Annotated in this window: 23 protein-coding genes and 3 tRNA genes; 18 read left to right on the forward strand and 8 right to left on the reverse strand. The window is 68.6% G+C overall.

The features are described from left to right. Positions 1-4: 4 nt before the first annotated feature. From hscB to CAP38_RS03910, 8 genes are all read left to right on the forward strand, one after another. Complete coding sequence (hscB, locus tag CAP38_RS03875) at positions 5-523, forward strand: Fe-S protein assembly co-chaperone HscB (RefSeq protein ID WP_086119528.1); 519 nt, start codon at positions 5-7, stop codon at positions 521-523. 28 nt (positions 524-551) lie between these two features. Beyond that, positions 552-2,423, forward strand: a complete 1,872-nt coding sequence (hscA, locus tag CAP38_RS03880) for a Fe-S protein assembly chaperone HscA (protein ID WP_086119529.1) — start codon at positions 552-554, stop codon at positions 2,421-2,423. An 8-nt stretch (positions 2,424-2,431) separates the two neighbouring features. Beyond that, positions 2,432-2,770 carry an ISC system 2Fe-2S type ferredoxin gene (fdx, locus tag CAP38_RS03885; RefSeq protein WP_086119530.1) on the forward strand — a complete coding sequence of 113 codons (339 nt, stop codon included), beginning with the start codon at positions 2,432-2,434 and terminating at the stop codon, positions 2,768-2,770. A 13-nt stretch (positions 2,771-2,783) separates the two neighbouring features. Next, complete coding sequence (gene dnaQ / locus CAP38_RS03890) at positions 2,784-3,497, forward strand: DNA polymerase III subunit epsilon (protein WP_086119531.1); 714 nt, start codon at positions 2,784-2,786, stop codon at positions 3,495-3,497. A 103-nt stretch (positions 3,498-3,600) separates the two neighbouring features. Further along, positions 3,601-3,675 (forward strand) — tRNA-Val (locus CAP38_RS03895). Between the two features lie 153 nt (positions 3,676-3,828). Further along, on the forward strand, positions 3,829-4,359 hold the full coding sequence (locus tag CAP38_RS03900) for a methanogen output domain 1-containing protein (protein WP_086119532.1): 531 nt from the start codon (positions 3,829-3,831) through the stop codon (positions 4,357-4,359). Beyond that, the gene (locus CAP38_RS03905) at positions 4,352-6,442 is read left to right on the forward strand and encodes an ATP-binding protein (protein ID WP_179188439.1); all 2,091 of its coding nucleotides are present in this window, start codon (positions 4,352-4,354) and stop codon (positions 6,440-6,442) included. Before CAP38_RS03900 ends, CAP38_RS03905 begins: the two co-directional genes overlap by 8 nt. A 205-nt stretch (positions 6,443-6,647) precedes the next feature. Continuing rightward, positions 6,648-7,283, forward strand: coding sequence for a glutathione S-transferase family protein (locus CAP38_RS03910; protein WP_256924247.1), 636 nt, complete (start codon positions 6,648-6,650; stop codon positions 7,281-7,283). Here the strand turns inward: CAP38_RS03910 and CAP38_RS03915 are convergent. After that, positions 7,264-8,523, reverse strand: coding sequence for a DEAD/DEAH box helicase (locus CAP38_RS03915; protein ID WP_086119535.1), 1,260 nt, complete (start codon positions 8,521-8,523; stop codon positions 7,264-7,266). The genes CAP38_RS03910 and CAP38_RS03915 overlap by 20 nt on opposite strands. 51 nt (positions 8,524-8,574) lie before the next feature. Here CAP38_RS03915 and CAP38_RS03920 point away from each other — a divergent pair, with 51 nt between their 5' ends. Beyond that, complete coding sequence (locus CAP38_RS03920) at positions 8,575-8,934, forward strand: translation initiation factor Sui1 (protein WP_086119536.1); 360 nt, start codon at positions 8,575-8,577, stop codon at positions 8,932-8,934. 2 nt (positions 8,935-8,936) lie between these two features. On the opposite strand, the gene serB is transcribed toward CAP38_RS03920, so the two are convergent. After that, positions 8,937-9,662, reverse strand: a complete 726-nt coding sequence (serB, locus tag CAP38_RS03925; RefSeq protein ID WP_086119537.1) for a phosphoserine phosphatase SerB — start codon at positions 9,660-9,662, stop codon at positions 8,937-8,939. Between the two features lie 5 nt (positions 9,663-9,667). Next, complete coding sequence (gene mfd, locus CAP38_RS03930; RefSeq protein ID WP_086119538.1) at positions 9,668-13,150, reverse strand: transcription-repair coupling factor; 3,483 nt, start codon at positions 13,148-13,150, stop codon at positions 9,668-9,670. A 98-nt stretch (positions 13,151-13,248) separates the two neighbouring features. Between mfd and ispD the strand changes: the two genes are divergently transcribed. Together ispD and ispF are read left to right on the forward strand one after the other, a co-directional pair. Next, on the forward strand, positions 13,249-13,995 hold the full coding sequence (gene ispD, locus CAP38_RS03935) for a 2-C-methyl-D-erythritol 4-phosphate cytidylyltransferase (protein ID WP_086119763.1): 747 nt from the start codon (positions 13,249-13,251) through the stop codon (positions 13,993-13,995). 8 nt (positions 13,996-14,003) lie between these two features. Further along, the gene (ispF, locus tag CAP38_RS03940) at positions 14,004-14,483 is read left to right on the forward strand and encodes a 2-C-methyl-D-erythritol 2,4-cyclodiphosphate synthase (protein ID WP_086119762.1); all 480 of its coding nucleotides are present in this window, start codon (positions 14,004-14,006) and stop codon (positions 14,481-14,483) included. A 15-nt stretch (positions 14,484-14,498) separates the two neighbouring features. On the opposite strand, the gene CAP38_RS03945 is transcribed toward ispF, so the two are convergent. Then, complete coding sequence (locus CAP38_RS03945) at positions 14,499-15,905, reverse strand: sensor histidine kinase (protein ID WP_086119539.1); 1,407 nt, start codon at positions 15,903-15,905, stop codon at positions 14,499-14,501. Beyond that, on the reverse strand, positions 15,905-16,636 hold the full coding sequence (gene ompR, locus CAP38_RS03950; protein WP_086119540.1) for a two-component system response regulator OmpR: 732 nt from the start codon (positions 16,634-16,636) through the stop codon (positions 15,905-15,907). The genes CAP38_RS03945 and ompR overlap by 1 nt, the downstream gene beginning before the upstream one ends. 167 nt (positions 16,637-16,803) lie before the next feature. Here ompR and CAP38_RS03955 point away from each other — a divergent pair, with 167 nt between their 5' ends. Together CAP38_RS03955 and CAP38_RS03960 are read left to right on the forward strand one after the other, a co-directional pair. After that, on the forward strand, positions 16,804-17,127 hold the full coding sequence (locus tag CAP38_RS03955; RefSeq protein ID WP_143435748.1) for a hypothetical protein: 324 nt from the start codon (positions 16,804-16,806) through the stop codon (positions 17,125-17,127). A gap of 8 nt (positions 17,128-17,135) precedes the next feature. After that, positions 17,136-17,837 carry an SIMPL domain-containing protein gene (locus CAP38_RS03960; protein WP_086119542.1) on the forward strand — a complete coding sequence of 234 codons (702 nt, stop codon included), beginning with the start codon at positions 17,136-17,138 and terminating at the stop codon, positions 17,835-17,837. 11 nt (positions 17,838-17,848) lie between these two features. On the opposite strand, the gene CAP38_RS03965 is transcribed toward CAP38_RS03960, so the two are convergent. Beyond that, positions 17,849-18,619 (reverse strand): 3-hydroxybutyrate dehydrogenase, encoded by a 771-nt coding sequence (locus tag CAP38_RS03965; protein ID WP_086119543.1) that lies wholly within the window; start codon positions 18,617-18,619, stop codon positions 17,849-17,851. An 88-nt stretch (positions 18,620-18,707) separates the two neighbouring features. On the opposite strand from CAP38_RS03965, the gene CAP38_RS03970 reads away from it, so the two are divergent. The 3 genes from CAP38_RS03970 (at position 18,708) to CAP38_RS03980 (ending at position 22,001) form a co-directional block, all read left to right on the forward strand. Next, positions 18,708-19,619 (forward strand): alpha/beta fold hydrolase, encoded by a 912-nt coding sequence (locus CAP38_RS03970; RefSeq protein WP_086119544.1) that lies wholly within the window; start codon positions 18,708-18,710, stop codon positions 19,617-19,619. A 10-nt stretch (positions 19,620-19,629) separates the two neighbouring features. Beyond that, positions 19,630-21,882 carry a bifunctional (p)ppGpp synthetase/guanosine-3',5'-bis(diphosphate) 3'-pyrophosphohydrolase gene (locus tag CAP38_RS03975; protein ID WP_086119545.1) on the forward strand — a complete coding sequence of 751 codons (2,253 nt, stop codon included), beginning with the start codon at positions 19,630-19,632 and terminating at the stop codon, positions 21,880-21,882. 42 nt (positions 21,883-21,924) lie between these two features. Beyond that, a tRNA-Val gene (locus CAP38_RS03980) sits at positions 21,925-22,001 on the forward strand. Between the two features lie 36 nt (positions 22,002-22,037). Here the strand turns inward: CAP38_RS03980 and CAP38_RS03985 are convergent. Beyond that, positions 22,038-22,520, reverse strand: coding sequence for a DUF2062 domain-containing protein (locus tag CAP38_RS03985; protein ID WP_086119546.1), 483 nt, complete (start codon positions 22,518-22,520; stop codon positions 22,038-22,040). Between the two features lie 177 nt (positions 22,521-22,697). Between CAP38_RS03985 and phaR the strand changes: the two genes are divergently transcribed. Together phaR and rimO are read left to right on the forward strand one after the other, a co-directional pair. Continuing rightward, complete coding sequence (gene phaR, locus CAP38_RS03990; RefSeq protein ID WP_086119547.1) at positions 22,698-23,237, forward strand: polyhydroxyalkanoate synthesis repressor PhaR; 540 nt, start codon at positions 22,698-22,700, stop codon at positions 23,235-23,237. A 37-nt stretch (positions 23,238-23,274) separates the two neighbouring features. Next, positions 23,275-24,666 carry a 30S ribosomal protein S12 methylthiotransferase RimO gene (rimO, locus tag CAP38_RS03995; protein WP_086119548.1) on the forward strand — a complete coding sequence of 464 codons (1,392 nt, stop codon included), beginning with the start codon at positions 23,275-23,277 and terminating at the stop codon, positions 24,664-24,666. Between the two features lie 128 nt (positions 24,667-24,794). On the opposite strand, the gene CAP38_RS04000 is transcribed toward rimO, so the two are convergent. Further along, positions 24,795-24,879: transfer RNA gene (locus CAP38_RS04000), tRNA-Leu, on the reverse strand. Between the last annotated feature and the right edge of the window lie 18 nt (positions 24,880-24,897).

Below are 24,897 nucleotides of genomic sequence, written 5' to 3' on the forward strand. Positions count from 1 at the left end.
TTCCATGAACCTGCAATCCAACGATTTCGAGCTGTTCGGGCTCAGCCCGGCTTTCGGCATCGACCGCGCTGCGGTCGATGCGCGCTGGAAGGACCTGCAGCGTGAAGCCCACCCCGACCGGTTCGCCTCGGCCGATGCCGCATCCCAGCGGCTGGCCATGCAGTGGTCGGTGCGCATCAACGAGGCCTACCAGCGCCTGAAGGACCCGCTCAGGCGTGCGGCCTACCTGTGTGAGCTCAACGGTGCGCCCATCGAGGCCGAGAGCAATACCGCCATGCCGCCGGACTTCCTGATGCAGCAGATGGAGTGGCGCGAGCAGCTGGACGAGGCCCGCGACGCCGCCGAACTGGAGCGCCTGGCCGACGAGGTGGCCGCCAGCCGCCGCAGCCGGGTGGAGGCGCTGCGCGTCACCGCCGACGAGCAGCGCGACTTTCCGGCGCTGGCCCGTCAAGTCAGAGCCCTCATGTTCATTGAGCGCTTTGCCCGCGATGTCGAGCTTCGGCTCGATCAGCAGGGACAATAGGCGATTTCCCCGGTAGGACATTTCCCCCATGGCGCTTCTGCAGATTTCCGAACCCGGCCAGTCGCTCGACCCGCACCAGCGGCGCGTGGCGGTGGGCATCGACCTGGGCACCACCCATTCGCTGGTGGCCTCGGTGCGGCACGGTGTGGCCGAGTGCCTGCCGGCCGAAGACGGCCGGGTCATCCTGCCCAGCGTGGTGCGTTACCTCGACCCCGCCCAGGGTGGCTCGGGCCGACAGATCGGCTTTGATGCACTGGCCGCGCAGGTGGACGATCCGGCCAACACCATCAGCTCGGTCAAGCGCCTGATGGGCCGACGCCGTGACCAGGTGGCCGATGTCGACAAGCTCTCGTATGCCGTGGTGGACGACAACGGCATGGCCGTGGTCGAGACCGTGGCCGGTCGCAAGACCCCCATGGAGGTCAGCGCCGAGATCCTGGCCACGCTGCGCTTCCGTGCCGAAGACAGCTTCAACGACGATCTGTATGGCGCGGTCATCACCGTGCCGGCCTATTTCGACGACGCGCAGCGCCAGGCCACCAAGGATGCGGCCCAGCTCGCCGGCATCCACGTGCTGCGCCTGATCAACGAGCCCACCGCCGCTGCCATCGCCTACGGTCTGGACAACGGCAGCGAGGGCGTCTATGCCATCTACGACCTCGGCGGCGGCACCTTCGACATCTCCATCCTGCGGCTGACCCGCGGCGTGTTCGAGGTCATGGCCACCGGTGGCGATTCCGCCCTGGGCGGTGACGACTACGACCAGTCTCTGGCCGCCTGGGTGCTGGCCCAGGCCGGTCTGGACATGCCCGGCAACGCCTCGGAGCGCGCCGGCCTGCACCGCGAGGCCCGCCGCGTGAAGGAGGCCCTGACCGACGCCGACACGGCTCGTTTTTCCGCCACCGTGGGTGGCCAGCGGGTCGAACGCGACGTGGCCCGTGCCGACTTCGAAGCCAGCACCCGCGCGCTCACCGACCGCACCATGGCTGCCGTGCGCAAGGTGCTGCGCGACGCCGGCATCACCCGTGACGAGGTGCAGGGCGTGGTCATGGTCGGCGGCTCCACCCGCATGCCGGTCATCCGCCGCACCGTGGGCGAGTTCTTTGGCCGCGACCCGCTGGTCAACCTCAATCCCGACGAGGTGGTGGCGCTGGGCGCCGCCATCCAGGCCAATGCCCTGGCGGGCAACAGCCGCGACGGCGATCTGCTGCTGCTCGATGTGATCCCGCTGTCGCTGGGCATCGAGACCATGGGCGGGCTGGTCGAGCGCATCGTGCCGCGCAACACCCCGATCCCCGCCGCACTCGCCCAGGACTTCACCACCTACCAGGACGGCCAGACCGCCTTGTCGCTGCACGTGGTGCAGGGCGAGCGCGATCTGGTGGCCGACTGCCGCAGCCTGGCCCGCTTCACGCTGCGCGGCATTCCGCCCATGGCGGCTGGCGCCGCCCGCATCCGCGTGACCTTCACCGTGGACGCCGACGGTCTGCTGTCGGTGACCGCCAAAGAGCAGGGCAGCGGGGTGGAGGCGCGCATCGATGTGAAGCCGGCTTACGGCCTGAGCGATGAACAGATCGCCGCCATGCTGCAGGACAGCTTTGCCACCGCCCAGCAGGACATGCAGGCCCGGGCCCTCGTCGAAGCCCGGGTGGACGCCGACCGCATGCTGGTCGCCACCCGCTCGGCCCTGGCCGCTGATGGCGACCTGCTCAACCCGGACGAACGCGCCGCCATCGACACCCTCATGACCGCGCTGCAGGCCGCCGTGTCCAGCGAGGACGCCGCCGTGGTCGAGGCCGCCACCGACGCCCTGGCCAAGGGCACCGAGGCCTTTGCGGCCCAGCGCATGAACCGCGGCATCCAGCAGGCCCTGGCCGGCAAGAAACTCGAAGAAGTCTGAACACCACCATGCCCACGATCAAGATCCTGCCCCACGCCGAATACGCCCCCGAGGGCAAGACCATCACCGCGCCGGCCGGCACCTCTATCTGCGAGGCCCTGCTCGACAACGGTGTCAACATCGAACACGCCTGCGACATGAGCTGCGCCTGCACCACCTGCCACGTGGTGGTGCGCGAAGGCTTTGCCAGCCTGAACGAAGCCGACGAGACCGAAGACGACCTGCTCGACCGCGCCTGGGGCCTGGAGCCGAACTCGCGCCTGAGCTGCCAGGCCATCCTGGCGCAGAAGGACGTGACGATCGAGATTCCCAAGTACACGATCAACCACGCCAAAGAGAATCACTGACCCCCACGCTCCCATGCGCCAGATCGTTCTCGATACCGAAACCACCGGCCTGTCGGCCGACAACGGCGACCGCATCATCGAGATCGGTTGCGTGGAGCTGCTCAACCGCAAGCTCACCGGCCACAACCTGCACCACTACGTCAACCCGGAGCGCGACAGCCACGAAGACGCGCTCAAGGTGCACGGCATCAGCAACGAGTTCCTGCGCGACAAGCCCAAGTTCGCTGCCATTGCCGACGAGCTGATCGAGTACCTGCGCGGGGCTGAACTCATCATCCACAACGCCCCGTTCGACATCGCCTTCCTGAACAAGGAGATGGAGCGCCTGGGCCGGCCGCCCATCACCAGCGTGGTGGCCGGCGTGACCGACAGCCTGGTCATGGCCAAGGAGATGTTCCCGGGCAAGCGCAATGGCCTGGATGCCTTGTGCGACCGGCTGGGCGTCGACAACTCGGGCCGCACGCTGCACGGCGCGCTGCTGGACGCCGAACTGCTGGCCGACGTGTACATCAACATGACACGCGGGCAGGATGCGCTGCTCATCGACAGCGGCGATGCGCCGGGCGAGGCCGGTGTGACCGAGGTGGTCGATCTGCGCCAGTTCGACCTGCCGGTGCTGCGGGCCAACGACCAGGAGGCCCAGGCCCACGAAGCCGTGCTGGGCGACCTCGACAAGGCCAGCAAGGGCAGGACCCTGTGGCGCACGCTCGACGCAGCGCCCGCCTGAAAAAATTGCGGCCCGCTTTCGATACCCCCGAAAAGCTGGCTATAATCTGAGGCTTCCGACAGATTGGGCGGCTTGCTGGCAACAGCAGGTCGCCACCCTGATCGGGCGGTTAGCTCAGTGGTAGAGCACTGCCTTCACACGGCAGGGGTCGCAGGTTCGAACCCTGCACCGCCCACCAGACAAAAGCCCTTGAACCCGCGGTTCAAGGGCTTTTTTGTTGGCGGCATGGCCCTGTTCGACCCTGTTTACCAATGCTTACCTTTGGGTTTTTGCCCGGTTCTTCGGTGACTGTGCATTAATTCAAGGCAACATGGACCCAAAGGAGCAATCCATGAACGCCACCTCGCCCACCCAGCCCAGCGAAACCTCCATGCCCCTGGAGCGGGACCTGTTCCTGCGAACCCTGGTGCGCGAACTGGCCGGCACGCTGGAAAACGTGGTGGGCCTGGACGAGGCCTCCGGCTTCATCAGTGTGGTGGGTCAGCGCATGGGCGACTGGATCGACGCCGAGTACCGACAGGCACTGGGCACGCCCCAGCTCAACCGGGACCAGGTGGTGGCGGTGCTGGTGGACCTCAAGCGCCGCATCCAGGGCGACTTTCATGTCATCGAGGTCACCGAGGACCGGGTGGTTCTGGGCAACCGGGCCTGCCCCTTCGGTGACAAGGTGCTGGGCCGGCCCTCGATGTGCATGATGACCTCCAACGTGTTCGGCACCATCACGGCCCAGAACCTGGGCCGGTCCAAGGTGGTTCTCGATCAGACCATCGCCCAGGGCGCACCCACCTGCCGCGTCACCGTCTTCTTCAAGGCCAGCGCCGATGCCGACGCTGCCGACGGCCGCGAGTATTTCCGTGTCTGACCCCCAGCGGCGCTCGCCGTTGCTGGCGATCAAGCCGCTGGAGCGACTGTTCGCGGGCCTGCCCGACCCCATCCTCCTGATCGATGAAGACGGTCTGCTCCGCCACGCCAACCGGGCTGCGTTGCGCTTGCTGGGGCGCAGCGAGACTCACTTCGGTGTGCAGACCCTGGCCAGCCTGGTGGCCGACGACACCACGCGCTGCACGGCGCTGATCAAGCAGGGTCTGCGCAGCGCAGTGCCCACGCCGGGCCGGCTGGACTGGCGCACCGCCGACGGCCGCGTGCTGCCGTGCCGGGTGGAAATCGCCTTGCTGGATGCCGCTGCAGCCGACACCAAGGCCCTGCTCTGGTGCCGGCTCACCGAACTGCGGCTGGGCAATTCGCAGTTCGAGGTGCTCAACCAGCAGATCGAGGCCCTCAAGCGCGAGGTGTCGCGCCGGCAGGTGGCCGAATCGGAGATGCGCCAGCAGAGCGAATGGCTGGAGACGGTGCTGCAAGGCGTGACCGAGGGGGTGGTGGCCACCGACACCAGCGGGCTTGTGCTGTTCATGAACCAGGTGGCAGCCGATCTCACCGGGGCGCCTCGCGCGCTCTCGCTGGGTCGCTCGATCAAGGACGTGGTGCAGTGGCATGCAGACGATGCACCGACCCCGTCCGCCGCCGTGGCGCGGACCCTGCAGCAGGGCACACGCCACCTTCGGCTGGAGAAGGTGAAGCTGCAGCACCGCGACGGTTCGGAGGAATGGGTGCAGGTATCGGTATCGGCGCTGCAGGACGAATCCGGAGGGCGCAGCGGCGCGGTGCTGGTGATGCGTTCGCTGGACGAGGAGATGAAGGCCGAGGCCCAGCGCCGTTCGCTGGAGCTGCAGCTGCGCGAGTCGCAGAAGATGGAGGCGCTGGGCACCATGGCCGGCGGCATCGCGCACGATTTCAACAACATCGTGGCGGCCATTCTGGGCAACGTCGAGCTGGCGTTGGGCGATGTACCCCCCGACAGCGCCGGTGCGGTGAGCCTGCAGGAGATCCGCAAGGCGGGCCGGCGGGCCCGCGATCTGGTGCAGCAGATCCTGGCCTTCGGCCGGCGCCAGAGCAACCAGCGTTCGGTGGTGCGGCTGCATGCACTGCTGACCGAGGCCGAGTCGATGCTGCGTGCGGCGGTGCCGCCGGGCGCCCAGCTGCTGCTCGATGCCCAGCCCGATCTGCCGCCGCTCATGGCCAACGCCACCCAGATCGAGCAGGTGCTGCTCAACCTCATCGGCAATGCGCTGCAGGCGCTGCACGGACGTCCCGAGGGGCGGGTGTCGGTGGCAGCCAGCGCCTGGCAGGGCGACATCGGACCGGCCGCGCCCGGCGAGCTGCAGGTGCTGCCGCCGTGCGGCTGGCCCGGCCATGGCGTGTGCCTGGTGGTGCAGGACAACGGCAGCGGCATGGACGCGGCCACCCTGTCGCGCATCTTCGAGCCCTTCTTCACCACCAAGCCGGTGGGGCAGGGCACCGGGCTCGGCCTGGCGGTGGTGCACGGCATCCTGGCCGAGCACGGCGCCGTGCTGCGCGTGGCCAGCACCCCGGGCGCCGGCACCACGTTCAGCCTGTGGCTGCCGGCCGCACTGTCGGTCCAGAGCCCTCAGCGCGACACGGCTGCCCACCTCGAATCCACCGCAGCGCCTGCGCCGCACCTGCCGCATCCGGTCTCCCGCATCCTGTATGTGGACGACGACGATGCCATGGCCTTCCTGGTGCGGCGCTTCCTGGAGCGCAACGGCTACCAGGTGCACACCTGCGAGACGCCGATGGATGCGCTTGAAGTGCTGGCCGCCGGTGCCGACCGCTTCGATCTCTGCATCACCGACCACAACATGCCGGGCATGTCCGGCCTGGACCTGGCCGCGGCCATGCAGGCGCAGGGCTACCGGCTGCCCGTGGTGATCGCATCCGGCTTCATCAGCGACGAGCTTCGCGCCCGCAGTGCCGAGATCGGCGTGGCCGAGCTGCTGCACAAGCCCGACACGGTGGAAGAGCTGTGCCGCAGCATCGAGCGGGTGCTGACGATCCGGGGCGAAATACCGGCCGACCAGCGCCGCTGAACCGCGACCTGTCGCTCCCGCATGATCCCGACCGGGCCGCCAGGCCCGGTGCTTCAGGCGTCCCGCGGGACCCGCGGCGGCAGTGACGGCTTCCCATTCCGGTCGATCCGCTTTGCCGTCCCCGCAAGCCTCTCTTGCCGGCTCGGCAATGGCTCCCGGCGGGCCGACGCCGGACACTGGGGGGTCACATTGCAAAGGCCCACCCATGTACCAGCTGCTCAGCGCCAAGCCCAGTCCGTACGCACGCAAGGTGCGCATCCAGCTGGCAGAGAAGGGCATTCCGTTCGACCTCATCACCGAGGTGCCATGGAACAGCGATACCCAGACGCCGCGCTGGAATCCGCTGGAAAAGCTCCCGGTGCTGATCTGCCCGGACGGCAGCAGCGTGTTCGAGTCGCGGCTGATCAATGAGTGGATCGAGGCACGACACCCTGAACCGGCGCTGATGCCCGCCGACATGGATGCGCGGTTTGCGGTCAAGCGCATCGAGGTGATCTGCGATGGCGCGTGCGACGCGCTCATCCTGCAGTTGTTCGAGAACGCCCGACCCGAAGACCATCGCAGCCAGCCCTGGATCGACCGCCAGCGTCGCAAGGTGGATGGTGCGTTGCGCGAACTGGCCCGCGTGGTGGGCGATCGCGGGTTCTGCGTGGGTGATCGATTCACGCTGGCCGACGTGGCCACCGGCACGCTGCTGGGTTACCTGAAGGTGCGCTGGCCGCACTTGGACTGGCCTCAGCAGTACCCGAACCTGGCCGCCTTCAGCGAGCGCATCGAGCAGCGCCCTTCGTTTGCCGGCAGCCGTCCCACCACGCAGGTGATCAGCGACCGGGTGGTTTGACGGGGGGCATGCCGCCGGCTGCGGCAGCGGCCCGCAGCTTGTCCTTCTTGCTCGGGCGCTTGCCCTTGATGCCACCGTTGCCGGGCGCGGCCGGCGGCGGGGTTTCGGTCGGCTCGAAGCCGGGCAGCACCTCCAGCGGCAGGCTCATGCCCTGGCGTTTCTGGATCAGGTTCCATTGCGCCTGCGCGGCGGCGGTGACGAAGCTGATGGCCTGGCCGCTGCGCCCGGCGCGGCCGGTGCGGCCGATGCGGTGCACATGGTCATCGGCGGAGCGGGGCAGGTCGTAGTTGACCACCAGCGGCATGTCCTCGATGTCCAGGCCGCGCGCGGCCAGGTCGGTGGTGACCACCACGTCCCAGCGTTTCTGCCGGAACTCGGCCAGCACCTCCTGGCGCGCACCCTGGCTCAGGCCGCCATGGAAGGGGGTCGCGTAACGGTCTTCGCGGTTGAGCTTGGCGGCCACATGGTCGGCCGCGTGCTGGCTGGCCACGAACACCAGGGCGCGGTCGGGCTGCTGCGTGTCGAGCAGGTGGCGCAGCAGGGCGGTGCGGCGGGCGGTGTCGACCGCGATGGCGCGTTGCAGCACCGGCGGAGCGTCGGCGCCCTGGGCCGGCAGATCGATGTGTCGCGGGGCCTGCAGCAGGCGCTCGGCCAGGGTGCGGATGCGGTCGTCGAAGGTGGCCGAGAACATCAGCGTCTGTCGCTGGGCTGGCAGCAGGGCCAGCACCTCGTCCAGCTCGGCGGCAAAGCCCAGGTCGAGCAGGCGGTCGGCCTCGTCGAGCACCAGGGTCTGCACGGCATCGAGCCGCAGGGCGTTGTGGCGCACCACGTCCAGCAGGCGGCCGGGCGTGGCCACCACCACATCGGCCCCGCCGCGCAGGCCCATGAGCTGCGGGTTGATGGACACGCCACCGAACAGCACGGCCACGCGCAGGCGGGCATTGAGGGGCTGGGCCAAGGCCCGCAGGACCTCGCCCACCTGGGCGGCCAGCTCGCGCGCGGGCACCAGCACCAGCGCCCGGGTGCGGCGCTGCGGCACCGGGGTGGAGAGCAGCCGCTGCAGCAGCGGCAGGGCGAAGGCGGCGGTTTTTCCCGAGCCGGTGGGGGCGGTGGCCAGCAGGTCCTGCCCGGCCAGGGCGGGTGGCAGTGCGGCCTGCTGGATGGGGGTGGGTGCGTCGAAGCCGAGGGCGCGGGCGCTGTCGGCCAGCGTGGGCATCAGCCCCAGGGAAGAGAAGTTCATGCGTTCGCGGCGGAGTGACCCGCCAGTATGCGGCCGGCTACCATCCCGGCCATGAAAAAAACGTCCTCATCCAGCGGTCTGGTGTATTCCACCGAGGCAGGCCGCATGTGCCCTGACTGCCGCCAGCCCCTGACCGCCTGCCGCTGCGGGCAACCCGCCTTGCCGCAGGGTGACGGCATCGTGCGGGTGTCGCGGTCGACGGCGGGACGCGGCGGCAAGACGGTGACGGTGGTGCGCGGCGTGCTGCTGCTGCCCGAGCCGCTGGCCGCGCTGGGCAAGCAGCTCAAGGCGGTGTGCGGCACCGGCGGCACGGTGAAGGACGGCGTGATCGAGATCCAGGGCGACCATGTGGAGCGGGTCATGGCCTGGCTGCAGAAGGCCGGCCACACGGTGCGCCGGGCCGGCGGCTGAGCTCAGCGCAGCACTTCCAGCAGGCGGTCCAGGCCGCCCTGTTCGATGGACACCATGGCCTGTTCGCGCACGGCCGGCTTGGCGTGGTAAGCCACCGACAGGCCGGCCACGCCCATCATGGGCAGATCGTTGGCACCATCGCCCATGGCAATGCACTGCGAGGGCTCGATGCCCAGCAGCGAAGCCACCTCCAGCAGGGTGCGGCGCTTCTCGGCGCCATCGCAGATGTCGCCCCAGGGCTGGTCGACCATGCGGCCGGTGAGCTGGCCGCAGTTCGGGCCGCTTTCGACCTCCAGCACGTTGGCCCGCACGAAGTCGATGCCCAGCTTGTCGCGCACCACGTGGGCGAAGAAGGTGAACCCGCCCGAGACCAGCAGCACCTTCAGGCCAGCGGCCTTGCAGGCCTGCACCAGGGCCTGGGCACCAGGGTTGAGCTGCAGGCGCTCGGTCAGCACGCGCTCCATGTCGGCCACGGTCACGCCGCGCAGCAGGGCCACGCGCCGGCGCAGGCTGTCCTTGTAGTCGGTGATCTCGCCGCGCATGGCGGCTTCGGTGATGGCCGACACCTCGGCCTTGCGGCCCACGGCGTCCGCAATCTCGTCCACGCACTCGATGTTGATGAGCGTGGAGTCCATGTCGAAGGCGATCAGCTTGAAGTCGGACAGCTTCAGGGGCGGCGTGAAGCCGCGCACGGTGAGGCCGGGGGCGATGGTCTGGGCAGGGGTCATGGTGGTCAGATGGTTTCAGCGGACTGGACGGGTTGGCCGAGCGATCGCAGCACGTCGCGCACCAGCTGCACCCGGTCCTTGACCTCGGGCAGCGCCTTCTCGATGCGCAGCTTCTCGTTGCCGGCCAGCTTGATGTGCTTGTTCTTCTGGATGAGCTCGATGATGCGCATGGGCTCCACCGGCGGGTTGGGGCGGAAGGTGATGTTCGTCACCCCGGGCGCTGCGTCCACCTTCACCACGCCGTAGGGTGTGCTGAGCACACGCAGACGGTGCACATCGATCAGGGTCTGGGCCTGCGGCGGCAGTTTGCCGAAGCGGTCGACGATCTCCTCCAGCAGCGCATCGACCTGGTCGGTGGACTTGGCGGTGGCCAGCTTCTTGTAGAACGACAGGCGCAGGTGCACGTCGCCGCAGTAGTCGTTGGGCAGCAGGGCGGGTGCGTGCAGGTTGATGTCGGTGGTGACCGACAGCGGGCTCAGCAGGTCGGGCTCCTTGCCGGCCTTGAGCGAGCGCACGGCTTCCGACAGCATCTCGTTGTAGAGCTGGAAGCCCACCTCCAGCATGTTGCCGCTCTGGTTCTCGCCCAGCACCTCGCCGGCGCCGCGGATCTCCAGGTCGTGCATGGCCAGGTAGAAGCCGCTGCCCAGCTCCTCCATCTGCTGGATGGCGTCCAGCCGCTGCTGGGCCTGCTTGGTCAGGCTCTCGATCTCCGGCACCAGCAGGTAGGCATAGGCCTGGTGGTGGCTGCGGCCGACCCGGCCGCGCAGCTGGTGCAGCTGGGCCAGGCCGAACTTGTCGGCGCGACTGATGACGATGGTGTTGGCCGAGGGCACGTCGATGCCGGTCTCGATGATGGTCGAGCACAGCAGCAGGTTGGTGCGCTGGGCCACGAAGTCGCGCATCACGGCTTCGAGCTGGCGCTCGGGCATCTGGCCGTGGGCCACGCCGATGCGGGCCTCGGGCAGCAGTCCCTCCAGCCGCGCCCGGCGGTTCTCGATGGTCTCGACCTCGTTGTGCAGGAAGTAGACCTGGCCGCCGCGCTTGAGTTCGCGCAGCACGGCCTCGCGGATCACGCCCTTGTCCTCGTTGCGCACAAAGGTCTTGATGGCCAGGCGGCGCTGCGGCGCGGTGGCGATGACGGAGAGATCACGCAGGCCTTCGAGCGCCATGCCCAGGGTGCGCGGAATCGGCGTGGCGGTCAGCGTGAGCACGTCGACCTCGGCGCGCAGGGCCTTGACGGCTTCCTTGTGGCGCACGCCGAAGCGGTGTTCCTCGTCGATGATGAGCAGGCCCAGGTTCTTGAACTGGGTCTTCTCGCTCAGCAGCTTGTGTGTGCCCACCACGATGTCCACCGAGCCGTCGGCAATGCCTTTCATGGCGGCGGTGATTTCCTTCTGGGTGCGGAAGCGGCTCATCTCGGCCACCTTGACGGGCCATTTCGAGAAACGGTCCACCAGCGTCTGGTAGTGCTGCTCGGCCAGCAGCGTGGTGGGCGCCAGGAAGGCCACCTGCTTGCCGCCGGTCACCGCCACGAAGGCGGCGCGCAGGGCCACCTCGGTCTTGCCGAAACCCACGTCGCCACACACCAGCCGGTCCATGGGGCGCGGGCTGATCATGTCCTGGATCACGGCGTGGATGGCGGCGCGCTGGTCGGCGGTCTCGTCGAAGCCGAAGTCGTTGGCAAAGGTCTCGTAGTCCTGCGGTGAATAGCGGAACGGGTGGCCCTGCCGCGCGGCGCGGCGGGCATAGATGTTGAGCAGCTCGGCCGCGGCATCGCGCACCTGCTCGGCCGCCTTGCGTCGGGCCTTTTCCCACTGGCCGCTGCCCAGCTTGTGCAGCGGGGCCTCGTCGGCGCTGACGCCGGTGTAGCGGCCGATCAGCTGCAGCTGGCTCACCGGCACGTACAGCACCGCCTTGTCGGCGTATTCCAGGTGCAGGAACTCCTGCAGCGCCGGTGTGCCGTCGGCGTTCTTCTCGCCCATGTCGAGGTTGACCAGGCCCCGGTAGCGGCCGATGCCGTGCTGGGTGTGCACCACCGGGTCGCCCACATTGAGCTCGGACAGGTCCTTGATGAGCGCCTCGACATCGCTCACCTGCTCCTGCTTGCGGCGACGGCGCGTGGTGGGACCGGCCGAGAACAGCTCGGTCTCGGTGACGAAGTCGATGCCGCCCTCGATCCAGGCAAAGCCCGCATTGAGGGCGGCGGTGGCCATGCCGACCTTCTCGTCGCTGGCCTGGAACTCGGCCAGCGAGTCGAACACCGGCGGGCTCAGGCCGCTGGCGCGGATGAAGTCCAGCAGGCTTTCGCGGCGGCCGTCGCTCTCGGCGAGCAGCAGCAGGCGGTGCGGGCTGGCGCGCAGGTGGGCCTGCAGGTGGGCCAGCGGGTCTTCTGCACCACGAACCACCGACAGGGTGGGCAGCGTCTGCACGAAGGCGCTGTGCGTCACATCGCCGACGCCGGGGCGCAGGGCCAGCTGGGCATGGCGGTTGGCCAGGGTGTAGAACTGCTCGGCCTGCAGGAACAGCGATTCGGGCGGCAGCACCGGGCGGTCCGGGTCGCCGTGCAGCAGGCGGTGGCGGTCGCGGGTGTCCTGCCAGAACCGCTGGAAGGCCGGCTCCAGGTCGCCGTGCAGCACCACCGTGGCCTGTTCGCCCAGGTAATCGAATACGGTGGCGGTTTCCTCGAAGAACAGCGGCAGGTAGTACTCGATGCCGGCGGTGGCCACACCGTTGCCGATGTCCTTGTAGATGCGGCTCTTGGTCGGATCGCCCTCCAGCAGCTCGCGCCAGCGGCTGCGGAACAGCGCTCGCGCCGCATCGTCCATCGGGAATTCGCGCCCGGGCAGCAGCCGCACCTCGGGCACCGGATAGAGGCTGCGCTGGCTGTCGGGGTCGAAGGTGCGGATGCTGTCGATCTCGTCGTCGAACAGGTCTACCCGGTAGGGCACCAGGCTGCCCATCGGAAAGAGGTCGATCAGGCCGCCGCGCACCGCGTACTCGCCCGGACTCACCACCTGGGTGACATGGTTGTAGCCGGCCAGCGTCAGCTGCGCCTTCAGCCGTGCCTCGTCGAGCTTCTGGCGCACCTTGAACTCGAAGGTGTAGCCTGCGAGGAAGGACGGCGGTGCCAGCCGGTACAGCGCGGTGGTGGCCGGCACCAGCACCACGTCGGCACCGGCCTCGTGGTCGCGCTGGGAGATGCGCCACAAGGTGGCCAGCCGCTCGCTGATCAGGTCCTGGTGGGGCGAGAAGGTGTCGTAGGGCAGGGTCTCCCAGTCGGGGAACAGGGTGACGCGCAGGTCGGGGGCGAAAAAGGCCAGTTCGTCGATCAGGCGCTGGGCATCGTTGGCATCGGCCGTGACGATGGCGGTCAGGCGCGAGGCCGCGCGCTCGCGCAGGGCCAGCTGCGCCAGCAGCAGGGCGTCGGCCGACCCGCCGGGGTGGGGCAGGGTGTGGCGTTTGCCGGGAGAGAGTTTGGGCAGGTCCATGAATGAGGGCCGGGTGGTCGGCAGCGGCCGTGCAAGACAAACACCCCCGGCGCGGTCCGCCGGGGGTGTGATGGGTGGATTTTAGAATGGGGCCGTTCATGACCCTGCACGCCCCCTCCATACCCGACCGCCCCGCGCCGGTCCCGCCCCCGGCCTGTCACGCGGTGCTGCCCTGTGCCGGGTCGGGCTCGCGCGCCGGTGCGCCGGTGCCCAAGCAGTACCAGCCGCTGGCCGGGCGCCCCCTGGTGCTGCACACCCTCGATGCGCTGGCCCATGTCGGCCGCATCGCCTCCACCGTGGTGGTGGTGCAGCCGGGCGACGGCTTCTGGCCGGCGTTGTCCCAGCCTGTGCCCGCCGGTGTGAGCGTGGTGGAGGGCGGCGCCGACACCCGGGCCGGCAGCGTGTTCAACGGCCTGCTGGCGCTGCGCGAGCGTGGCGTGCCCGACACCGACTGGGTGCTGGTGCACGACGCGGCGCGCTGCCTGGTGGAGCCCGCTGCCATCGATGCCCTGATCGACGCCTGCCTGCCCGATGCGGTGGGAGGCCTGCTGGCCCTGCCGCTGCCCGACACCCTCAAGTCCAGCCAGGCCGGCCGGGTGGGCGCCACCATCGACCGCAGCGACAAGTGGCTGGCCCAGACGCCGCAGATGTTCCGCCTGGGCGCCCTCATCGACGCATTGAAGGCGCGAGCAGCGGATGGCTTTGCCGGCATTACCGACGAGGCCAGTGCCATGGAGCAGGCCGGTCACCGGCCGCTGCTGGTGCCCGGCTCGGCGCGCAACATCAAGATCACCTACCCCGAGGATTTCGCACTGGCCGAGGCCGTGCTCAGGAGCCGCTCATGAATCCCTTGTTGTCCCTGCGGGTCGGTGAAGGCTGGGACACCCATGCCCTGGTGCCCGGCCGTCCGCTGGTGTTGGGCGGCATCACCGTACCGCACACCCATGGCCTGCTGGGCCACTCGGATGCCGATGCATTGCTGCACGCCATCACCGATGCGCTGCTGGGCGCGGCAGCCCTGGGCGACATCGGCCGGCATTTTCCCGACACCGATCCCGAGTTCAAGGGCGCCGATTCGGTGGTGCTGCTGGCCGAGGCCGCGCGCCGCGTGCGGGCCGCCGGCTACGTCATCGTGAACGTGGACAGCACCATCGTGGCCCAGGCCCCCAAGCTGGCGCCGCACATTCCGGCCATGGTCGAGCGCATTGCCGCCGCCCTCGGGCTGGAGGCGGGCCGGGTGAACGTCAAGGCCAAGACGGCCGAGCGCCTGGGCCCGGTGGGGCAGGGGCTGTCGATCGAGGCGAGGGCGGTGGCGCTGCTGGCGGCGGCCTGAAGCCCGGCCGCGGCGTCAGCTGGGCGCCTTGACCAGCTTCATGTGGGCGGCCAGACCGCCGGTGCTGCTGTTGGCCAGGGCGAAGCGCCCGCCCATTCGGGCCACCGCGCGCTCCACGATGGCCAGGCCCAGACCGGTGCCGGTGGCCGAGGTGCGCGAGGTGTCGCCCCGGTAGAACGGCTGGGTCAGCTGGGCCAGCTGGTCGGCCGGCACGCCCTTGCCGTGGTCGCGCAGCTTGACCAGCACCGCGTCGTCCATGGGTTTGGCGGCGATGTCGATCTGCAGCACCCCGGTGATCGGGTTGCGGCCGTAGCGCTGGGCGTTTTCCACCAGGTTGGTGAACACCCGTTGCAGCTCCACCGGATCGCCCATGACGCGGGTGTCGGGCGGAATGTTGATGTTGACCACCTGGCCCTCGTTCTGGCCCAGCGAGAACACGGCGGCCTCCACCACCTGGTTCAGGCTCACCTCCTGCAGCTGGATGTGGTCCGGGCGCGCGTAATCGAGGAACTTGTCGATGATGGCGTTGACCTGGTCGATGTCGGCCGCCATGTGCTCCCGGGCCGCAGGATCGGCCACGCTCATCTCGGTTTCCAGCCGTAGGCGGGCCAGTGGCGTGCGCAGGTCGTGGGAGATGCCGGCCAGCATGAGGGCCCGGTCCTGCTCGATCTTGGACAGCCGCTGGGCCATGCGGTTGAAGCCGATGTTGACCTCGCGGATCTCGCTGGTGGCCACGGCCTCGCTGAGCTGGCTGGCATTGAAGTCGCCTTCACGCACCCGGCTGGCGGCAAACGACAGCATCTTGAGCGGGCGGTTGATCAGGCGCGCGATCAGCGCCGCACCCGTGAGCGACAGCAGGGCCGCCGTGGCCAGCCATATCAGCCAGGTGGTGCCGGCCACCGGGCCCACCCGGGACGGATCGGTGAGCAGCCAGTAGGGATCGCCGTCGATGCTGAAGCCGATCCACAGGCCTGGCCGCCCATTGACCTCGCGCGCCACCACCGTGTCGGGTCCCAGGCGCGCCTTCAGGCGGTCGGCCACGCTGCGGCTCAGCGGGTCGGAGTCGTGCAGCTCGAAGGTGTCGTTGGGCTCGCGCGGGGCGATGTTCAGGCCTTCCTCGGTGGCCAGGGTCTTCACCAGCGACACCCGGGCAATGGAGTCGGAGTGCACCAGCGCCGCCCGGCTGAGGTTGACCAGCGAGGCCAGCTGTTGCGCGCTCTGCAGGGCACGCGGCTCGTATTCGAGCGCGCGGAAGGTCTGCAGCCACGCGACGATGCAGCCGATCAGCAGCAGCGTGAGGAAGAAGAAGGTGCGCCAGAACAGGCTCACCCCGCGCGTGGGCCGGACCTCCAGCGGCGCGGGCGCCGTCTCGAGATTGCCGGTTTCCGACGACTCGAACGAGATGCGCGACTCGAAGCTCATCAGGCGTTGCCGTCCGGCACGAACACATAGCCCACGCCCCAGACGGTCTGCAGGTAGCGCGGCGACGTGGCGTCTTCCTCGATCAGCTTGCGCAGGCGCGAGACTTGCACGTCGAGGCTGCGGTCGAAGGGTTCGAATTCACGGCCGCGGGCCAGCTGGGCCAGCTTCTCCCGCGACAGCGGCTGGCGCGGATGGCGCACCAGCGCCTTGAGCATGGCGAACTCGCCGGTGGTCAGGGGCAGGTCGGCGCCGTCCTTGCGCAGGGTGCGCAGGCTCAGGTCGAATTCGAACGGGCCGAACTTCACCACCTCCTGGTCCTGCGACGGGGCACCGGGCACTTCGGTGGGCGGACGGCGCCGCAGCACGGCATGGATGCGGGCCAGCAGCTCGCGGGGGTTGAACGGCTTGCCCAGGTAGTCGTCGGCACCGACCTCCAGGCCCACGATGCGGTCCACATCCTCGCTCTTGGCGGTGAGCATGATGATGGGGGTGCGGTCGCCGTTGGCGCGCAGGCGGCGGCAGATCGACAGCCCGTCTTCGCCGGGCATCATCAGATCCAGCACGATCAGGTCGACCGAGTCGCGCTGCAGCACCCGGTTGAGTGCCTTGCCGTCTTCGGCCAGCATCACTTCGAAGCCTTCCTGCATCAGATAACGGCGCAGCAGGTCGCGGATGCGAACGTCGTCGTCGACGACCAGAACCTTGTTGGGACGGGTGTTGTTGGTGGCCATTCAGGGACTCTCGAAAATGTAACAAACGCGAGTATGGCAGCGCCAAGTGCTTGTCAGCAATGGGATTTTGTTTTTCTGACAGGCTGTTACAGAAGTTGCCGGTACACCCTCCAGTGTCAACCGATCGCCTCGCACAATGCCCCGTCACACCCTGCAAGGCAACCACGATGAAAGCAACCGCATGGATGGGCGCCGGCCTTCTGGCCCTGCCCCTGCACCTGACCTGGGCCAACGGCGACCGCACCCCGGCGGACGCCACCGGCGCCCCGGGCATCACGCACGATGGCAGCGCCGTCGTGCCGCCGCCACCGGCCGAAACCGACATACCGGGCGAAGCGCGTCCGGTGCCCCGCCTGCGCGACTCGCTGCGCCAGTCGGCCGACAACGGCGGCGAACCGTTCCAGCCCTATCGGTTGTCGCTGGAAGAGCGCCAGCGCATGCGCGAGCAGCTCCGTCACCATGGCACCATCGAATTCCGCATCAAACCCTGAATCTGCCCATGAACCGTTCGCTCGTCTCCGCCCTTGTCGTCCTGCTCGCCGTGGCACAGCCACCGGTCTGGGCCCAGGCGACACCCGCACAGCAGCAGATCACCCTGAGTGCCAGCGGGCATGTGGAGGCGCCACAGGACTGGCTGACGGTGCGCATGGGCCTGACCCGCGAGGGGGCTGATGCGGCGGCCGTGCAGGCCCAGCTCAAGACGGCCATCGACGCGGCGCTGACCACGGCGCGCGCACAGGTGCGCAGCCGGCAGATGGAAGTGCGCAGCGGTGCCTTCGGCGTGTCGCCGCGGTACGGCCGCGACGGCAGGATCAACGGCTGGCAGGGTTCGGCCGAACTGGTGCTCGAGGGTCGCGATGTGCCCCTGATCACCGCCACGGCCGGCAAGCTCTCCACGCTGACCGTCAACAGCATGGGTTTCTCGCTCTCGCGCGAGGCGCGCCGTCAGCTCGAATCCGACGTGCAGGCCCAGGCCATCGAGCGCTTCCGCGCCCGTGCTGCCGAGGTCACCAAGGCCTTCGGTTTCAGCAGCTACACCCTGGGCGCGGTGAACATCTCGTCCACCGACGAAGGCGCCCGGCCCATGCCCCGCATGATGGCCATGGAGGCCAAGGCCGCCATGGCCGATGCGCCGCTGCCGGTGGAGGCCGGCACCGACACCGTCTCGGTCACGGTGTCGGGCTCCATCAACGTGCGTTGACACGCGTCGGCTTACTGCGCGGCCCAGCCGCCGTCCATGTTCCAGGCCACGCCGCGCACATTGCCCGAGGCCGGCCCGCACAGGAACACCGCCAGCTCGCCCAGTTCGTCCGGGGTGGTGAACTGCATGGAGGGTTCCTTCTCGCCCAGCAGCCGCCGCGTGGCCTCCTCGTTGCTCACGCCCAGGGCGGCAGCGCGCGCGTCCACCTGTTTCTGCACCAGCGGGGTCAGCACCCAGCCCGGGCAGATGGCGTTGCAGGTGACGCCTGTGGTGGCGGTCTCCAGGGCGGTGACCTTGGTCAGTCCGACGATGCCGTGCTTGGCCGCCACATAGGCCGACTTTTCGGCCGATGCCACCAGTCCGTGCACCGAAGCGATGTTGATGATGCGGCCCCAGTTGGCCTCCCGCATGGCCGGCAAGGCCAGGCGGGTGGTGTGGAAGGCGCTGCTGAGGTTGATGGCGATGATGGCATCCCAGCGATCCACCGGGAAGTTCTCCACCGGGGCCACGTGCTGGATGCCGGCATTGTTGACCAGCACGTCCACCCGGCCGAACTCGCGGGCGGCAAAGGCCATGAGGTCCTCGATCTCGGCCGGCTTGCTCATGTCGGCGCCGTGGTAGGCCACCCGCACGCCGAGCGCTGCGATCTCGGCCTGGGCGGCCTCGACCTCGCCGAAGCCGTTGAGCACGATGTTGGCACCCTGGCGGGCCAGGGCCTTGGCAATGCCGAGGCCGATGCCGCTGGTGGATCCGGTGACGAGGGCGGTCTTGCGCGCGAGCATGGGGTTCTCCAGTTCCTTTACGATGGGGTCAGCTTTGAGCGGTCGATTATCGAGGACCGCCGATACCGTCCCCGGTGACCCTCACGCCATGACCGAACCCGTTCTCCAGCACCTTGTCGTCGTTCCTGAAGGCGCGCCCGGCGGCCCGCGCCGCATGGCCTGGTGGGACTGGCCCTGCACCGGCACCGACACCGGCCACGTGGTGGTGTGCGTGCATGGCCTGTCGCGCCAGGGACGCGATTTCGATGTGCTGGCCCGTGCGCTGCAGGCGCGGGCGCGCGTGGTCTCGGTCGATGTGGCCGGGCGCGGGTACAGCGACCGGCTGGCCGATCCGTCGGGCTACCAGGTCCCCACCTACGCCACCGACATCGCGCAGCTGCTGATGGCGCTGCGCCAGCAGCGGCCGGACGTTGCCATCGACTGGGTGGGCACCAGCATGGGCGGGCTCATCGGCATGGCCCTGGCGGCCCAGCCGGGCATGGGCATCCGGCGTCTGGTGCTCAACGATGTGGGGCCGGCCATCCAGTGGGAGGCCCTGCAGCGCATCGGCAGTTATGTGGGCACCGATCCTTCCTTCGGGACCGAGCAGCAGGCCATCGACTACCTGGCAACCATCTCCACCGGTTTCGGCCCCCACACCCCGGAGCAATGGGCCGCGCTGTCGCGCCCCATGCTGCGGCAGCGGGACGGCCGCTGGTGGCTGCACTACGACCCCGCGATTGCCGCACCGTTCCGCCAGATGGCGGCCGATGTGCAGGCCGCCCAGGCATCGGCCCAGGCGGGCGAGGCCATGCTGTGGTCGCTGTTCGACGCCATCACCTGTCCCACGCTGCTGCTGCGCGGCGCCGACTCCGATCTGCTGTCGGCGGCCACGGCGCAAGCCATGGCCGGACGCGGGCCGCGGCCCCGTGTGGTCACCTGGCCGGGCGTGGGCCATGCGCCCACCCTGGTGAGCCCGGATCAGGTCGCCGTGGTGAGCGAATTCCTGCTCGGCTCCTGACGCGTCGGCCATGAAACGCGCAGCATCCCTCGGGCCCGGCGAGGCCCCCGTCGCCGCGTCGGCCATCGTGGCCGCCACCGCATCCAGCCTTCCGGCGGGTGATCAGGCCCTGCAACGGTCGCGGGCCTTTGCCGAACCGCTGCTGTCCGGCGAAACGCTGGACACCGGCGAGAACACGCTGGCGCATGCCGACGCCGTGGCCCGCATCCTGGCCGACATCGGCGGGTCCGAGGCCATGCAGGCGGCGGTGTATCTGGTCTATGCCTGCCAGCACCTCAATCGGCCGCAGGAGGTGATTGCCAAGGCGTTCGGCGAACATTTCGCCGCGCTGGCGGTGGAAACCACCAAGCTGGTCCAGCTGCAGCGGCAGGCGCGTGCGCGTGCCACCGACCAGCAGGCCGACGCCGCCGGCAGCAAGGCCCTGACCAGCGTGCTCACGGCCAGCCAGACCGAGAACGTGCGCAAGATGCTGCTGGCGTTCTCGCGCGATCTCCGCGTGGTCATGCTGCGCCTGGCTTCACGCCTGCAGACCCTGCGCCACCATGCCGCCACCAGGACCGATCCGGGCCAGGCACTGGCCAGTGAATCGCTGCATGTGTTTGCCCCGCTGGCCAACCGGCTCGGGATCTGGCAGATCAAGTGGGAGATGGAGGATCTCGCGTTCCGCTTCCTGGAGCCGCAGACCTACAAGGATGTGGCCCGCCTGCTCGACGAGAAGCGCGCCGAGCGCGAGGCCCATGTCGACCAGGCCCGCCAGCAGCTGCAGCTGGCCCTGCTGGACCAGGGCATTGCCGCCTCGGTGCAGGGCAGGCCCAAGCACATCTACAGCATCGTCAAGAAGATGCGTGGCAAGGGGCTGGGCTTCGACCAGGTGTTCGACATCCGGGCCCTGCGGGTGATCGTGCCGCAGCTGGCCGACTGCTACGCCGTGTTGGCCTGGGTGCATGCGAACTTCACGCCGGTGCCCGACGAATTCGACGACTACATCGCCAAGCCCAAGCCCAACGGTTACCAGTCGCTGCACACGGTGGTGCGCGATGCGCAGGGCAGGGCGTTCGAGATCCAGATCCGCACCCAGGCCATGCACGACCACGCCGAGCACGGCGTGGCGGCGCACTGGGCCTACAAGGAGGCCGGTGCCAAGGGCTATGCCGGCGTGTCGGCCAGTTCCGGGTACGACGCCAAGATTGCGGTGCTGCGCCAGCTGCTGGCCTGGGAGCGCGACCTCAGCGGTGCCGCGCCCGGCCTGTTCGATGACCGGATCTACGTGCTCACGCCCGATGCCGCCATCGTCGAGCTGCCGCAGGGCGCCACGGCGGTGGACTTCGCCTACACGGTCCACACCGACCTGGGACACCGCTGCCGCGGTGCCCGGGTCGACGGCGCCATGGTCACGCTCAACACGCCACTGCAGAACGGCCAGACGGTGGAGATCACGGCGGCCAAGGAAGGCGGACCGTCCCGCGACTGGCTCAATCCCGAACTCGGTTACCTGGTGAGCCACCGCGCCAAGGCCAAGGTGAGGGCCTGGTTCAATGCGCTGGCCTTGCAGGAGACCATCGCACGGGGACGCGATGCGGTGGAGAAGCTGCTCCAGCGCGAGGGCCGTACCGCACTCAAGCTCGACGATCTGGCGACCATGCTGGGGCTGACATCGGCGCAGGAACTGTTCGAGCAGGTGGGCAAGGACGAGCTTTCGCTGCGCGCCATCGAGACCCACCTGCGACCGGCCGAGCCCCAGGCAGCGCCCGAAGCCGCCACCAGCTGGGTGCGCAAGCCCCGGCGCCAGGCCGGCGGCGACGCGGGCCGGGTGCTGGTGGTGGGTGTCGAATCGCTCATGACCCAGCTGGCCAAGTGCTGCAAGCCGGCACCACCGGACGACATCGGCGGCTTCATCACCCGGGGCAAGGGGGTCAGCGTGCACCGCGCCGATTGCTCCGATTACCAGCACCTGTGCCGCAAGGCGCCGGACCGGGTGATCGCGGTGGAATGGAGCGGGCAGGGCCCGGCGGGCCGTGACGGCAAGCCCACGGTCTATCCGGTCGACGTGGGCATCGAGGCGCTGGACCGCCAGGGCCTGCTGCGCGACATCTCCGACGTGTTTGCCCGCGAGAAGATGAACGTGATCGGCGTGCAGACCCAGACGGTGCGTGACATCGCCTGGATGACCTTCACCATCGAGGTGACGGATGCCCGCCAGGTGGCACGGGCCATGGCCGTGGTCAGCGATGTGCCCGGGGTGCGCATGGTGCGCCGCAAATGACCTCGATTTGGCGTGCTATACTGCGAGGCTTGCAACGATTTCAGGCGCGTAGCTCAGCTGGTTAGAGCACCACCTTGACATGGTGGGGGTCGTTGGTTCGAGTCCAATCGCGCCTACCACACACGAATGTGGATCCCCAGGGCCTGGCGGCAACGTCAGGCCCTGTCCTTTTGGGTCGCCGCCCAGGTGGCTGTCCGTTGTTCGCGCTTGCGAACCACCCGCCAGCGCCAGACTTGCGACACCACTGCGTAGGTGATTGCGGCCAGGGTGACCGCCAGGGTGCCCAGGCCGGCTGCCAGCGACATGCCGACACCGGACGAAGCCTCCCCCAGCATGAATTCCCCCAGCTTCCACGCCACGTAGTACACCGGCCCGAAGGTCACCGGGTTGGTGACCAGGGTGCTGGCAATGGCGGCCGGTACATGGGCACGGAGCAGGACGGCCGCACCTGCGCTCAGCGGAATCTGGGCCACCGGAATCAGCAGCCCGAAGAAGATGCCCAGCGCCATACCCAGCGCAAACCCCCGCCGGCGCAGGCTCCAGAGGGCCGGATGGTGGAGCGCCGGGCCGAGCCAGCGAAGCCATCGGTTGTTGCGCACGGCGGCGGCATCGGGCAGCCAGCGTTTGAATCGTTTCATGCAGAGGGTGTCGCAATCACGGGGGATGTGCAGTGGGTGGCGAAGGCGCACAGGCGTTGTCGCACAGGGAAAACCCATGCACACTCGGTCGATGCGGATTTCTAGAATCCTGACGACGAAGGCGGCAAGCGTCCGATCACCTTCTGCGAAGTTCCGTTCCCGTCCTGAAAGCTCCGAGTGCACAAATCCAAGGCCGACACCGCCCGCCCGTCCGAATCGGTGAGGGTGATCAAGAAGTACCCCAACCGCCGGCTGTACGACACCGACACGTCGTCCTACATCACGCTGGCGGAGGTCAAGGCGCTGGTCATGGACAGCGAGCGGTTCGTGGTGCGCGACGCCAAGACCAACGAAGACCTCACCCGCAGCATCCTGCTCCAGATCATTCTTGAAGAGGAGACGGCCGGCGTCCCCATCTTCACCGAACAGGTGCTGGCCAACATCATCCGTTTCTATGGCCACGCCATGCAGGACTTCATGGGCTCCTATCTGGAGAAGAACGTGCAGATCTTCATGGACCTGCAGCACAAGATGGCCGAACAATCCTCCGGCATGAATCCTGAGGCCTGGAAGCAGTTCATGAACGCCCAGTCGCCCATGATGCAGGGCATGATGGGGACCTACATGGAACAGTCGCGCACCGCGTTCACGCAGATGCAGGAGCAGATGCAGAAGAACAGCGAGCAGATGCTGGCCGCCTTCGGGCTCAAGCGCTGAGCGCCGCCGGTCACATGGGTCTGAGACAATCGGGCCCATGAGTGATACCCCCCAGACATCGGGCGCGACCGCGTCCCCGCCCAAGGTCGGCTTCGTGAGCCTGGGCTGCCCCAAGGCCCTGACCGACTCCGAACTCATCCTCACGCAGCTCAGCGCCGAGGGTTACCAGACTTCCAAGACGTTTGCCGGGGCCGATCTGGTGATCGTCAACACCTGCGGCTTCATCGACGATGCCGTGCGCGAGAGCCTGGACACCATCGGCGAAGCCCTGGCCGAGAACGGCAAGGTCATCGTCACCGGTTGCCTGGGTGCGCGCGAGGGCGAGGGCGGTGGCAATCTGGTGCGCCAGATGCACCCCAGCGTTCTGGCGGTCACCGGCCCCCACGCCACCCACGAGGTGATGGAGGCGGTGCACACCCACCTGCCCAAGCCGCACGATCCCTTCGTGGACCTGGTGCCGCCGCAGGGCATCAAGCTGACGCCGCGCCACTATGCGTACCTGAAGATCAGCGAAGGCTGCAACCACCGCTGCACCTTCTGCATCATCCCGAGCATGCGCGGTGATCTGGTGAGCCGCCCCATCGGCGATGTGCTCACCGAGGCCCGCAAGCTGTTCGAGGCCGGTGTGAAGGAACTGCTGGTGGTGAGCCAGGACACCTCGGCCTACGGGGTGGACGTGCAGTACCGCACCGGCTTCTGGGACGGCAAGCCGGTCAAGGCCCGCCTGTTCGATCTGGTGCGCACGCTGGGCGAGATCGCCAAGGCCTATGGCGCCTGGGTCCGGCTGCACTATGTGTATCCGTACCCGCACGTGGACGACATCATTCCGCTGATGGCCGAAGGACTGGTGCTGCCGTACCTGGACGTGCCGTTGCAGCACAGCCACCCCGATGTGCTCAAGCGCATGAAGCGCCCCGCCAGCGGCGAGCGCAACCTGGAACGCATTGCCCGCTGGCGCGAGATCTGCCCGCAGATCGTGGTGCGCAGCACCTTCATCGCCGGCTTCCCGGGCGAGACCGAAGCCGAGTTCCAGCACCTGCTCGATTTCGTGCAGGAAGCGCAGATCGACCGTGCGGGCTGCTTCGCCTACTCGCCGGTGGAGGGCGCGGCGGCCAATGCGCTGGCCGACCCGGTCCCCGATGCGGTGCGAGAGGAGCGCCGCGCACGCTTCATGGCCGTGGCCGAAGCCGTGTCGGCCGAGCGCCTGCGGCGCCGCGTGGGCGCCACCCTGCAGGTGCTGGTGGATTCGGCACCCGGCCTGGGCAAGAAGGGTGGCGTGGGCCGCAGCTATGCCGACGCGCCCGAGATCGACGGCCTGGTGCGGCTGCTGCCGCCCGAGAAGATCAGCAAGACCCTCAAGGTGGGCGAGTTCACGCGGGCTCGCGTGGTCGCCGCCGAGGGTCACGACCTGCTGGCGGTCCCGATTTGACGGAACGCCTCTGCGCCCTGTGCGGACCTGTGGTCCGCGTGGGCGTTGCCGTGTCCGGCTGTGCCGTGTGCGCCGTCGTCACGGCAAAGAAAAAGGCCAGCAAACTTGCGTTTGCTGGCCTTTATGATTGGTGCCCAAGAGAGGACTCGAACCTCCACGCCTCTCGGCGCTAGTACCTGAAACTAGTGCGTCTACCAATTCCGCCACCTGGGCATCTCAGGAAGACCGCAA

Source organism: Hydrogenophaga sp. IBVHS2 (assembly GCF_002127215.1).
Taxonomy (GTDB): Bacteria; Pseudomonadota; Gammaproteobacteria; order Burkholderiales; family Burkholderiaceae_C; genus Hydrogenophaga.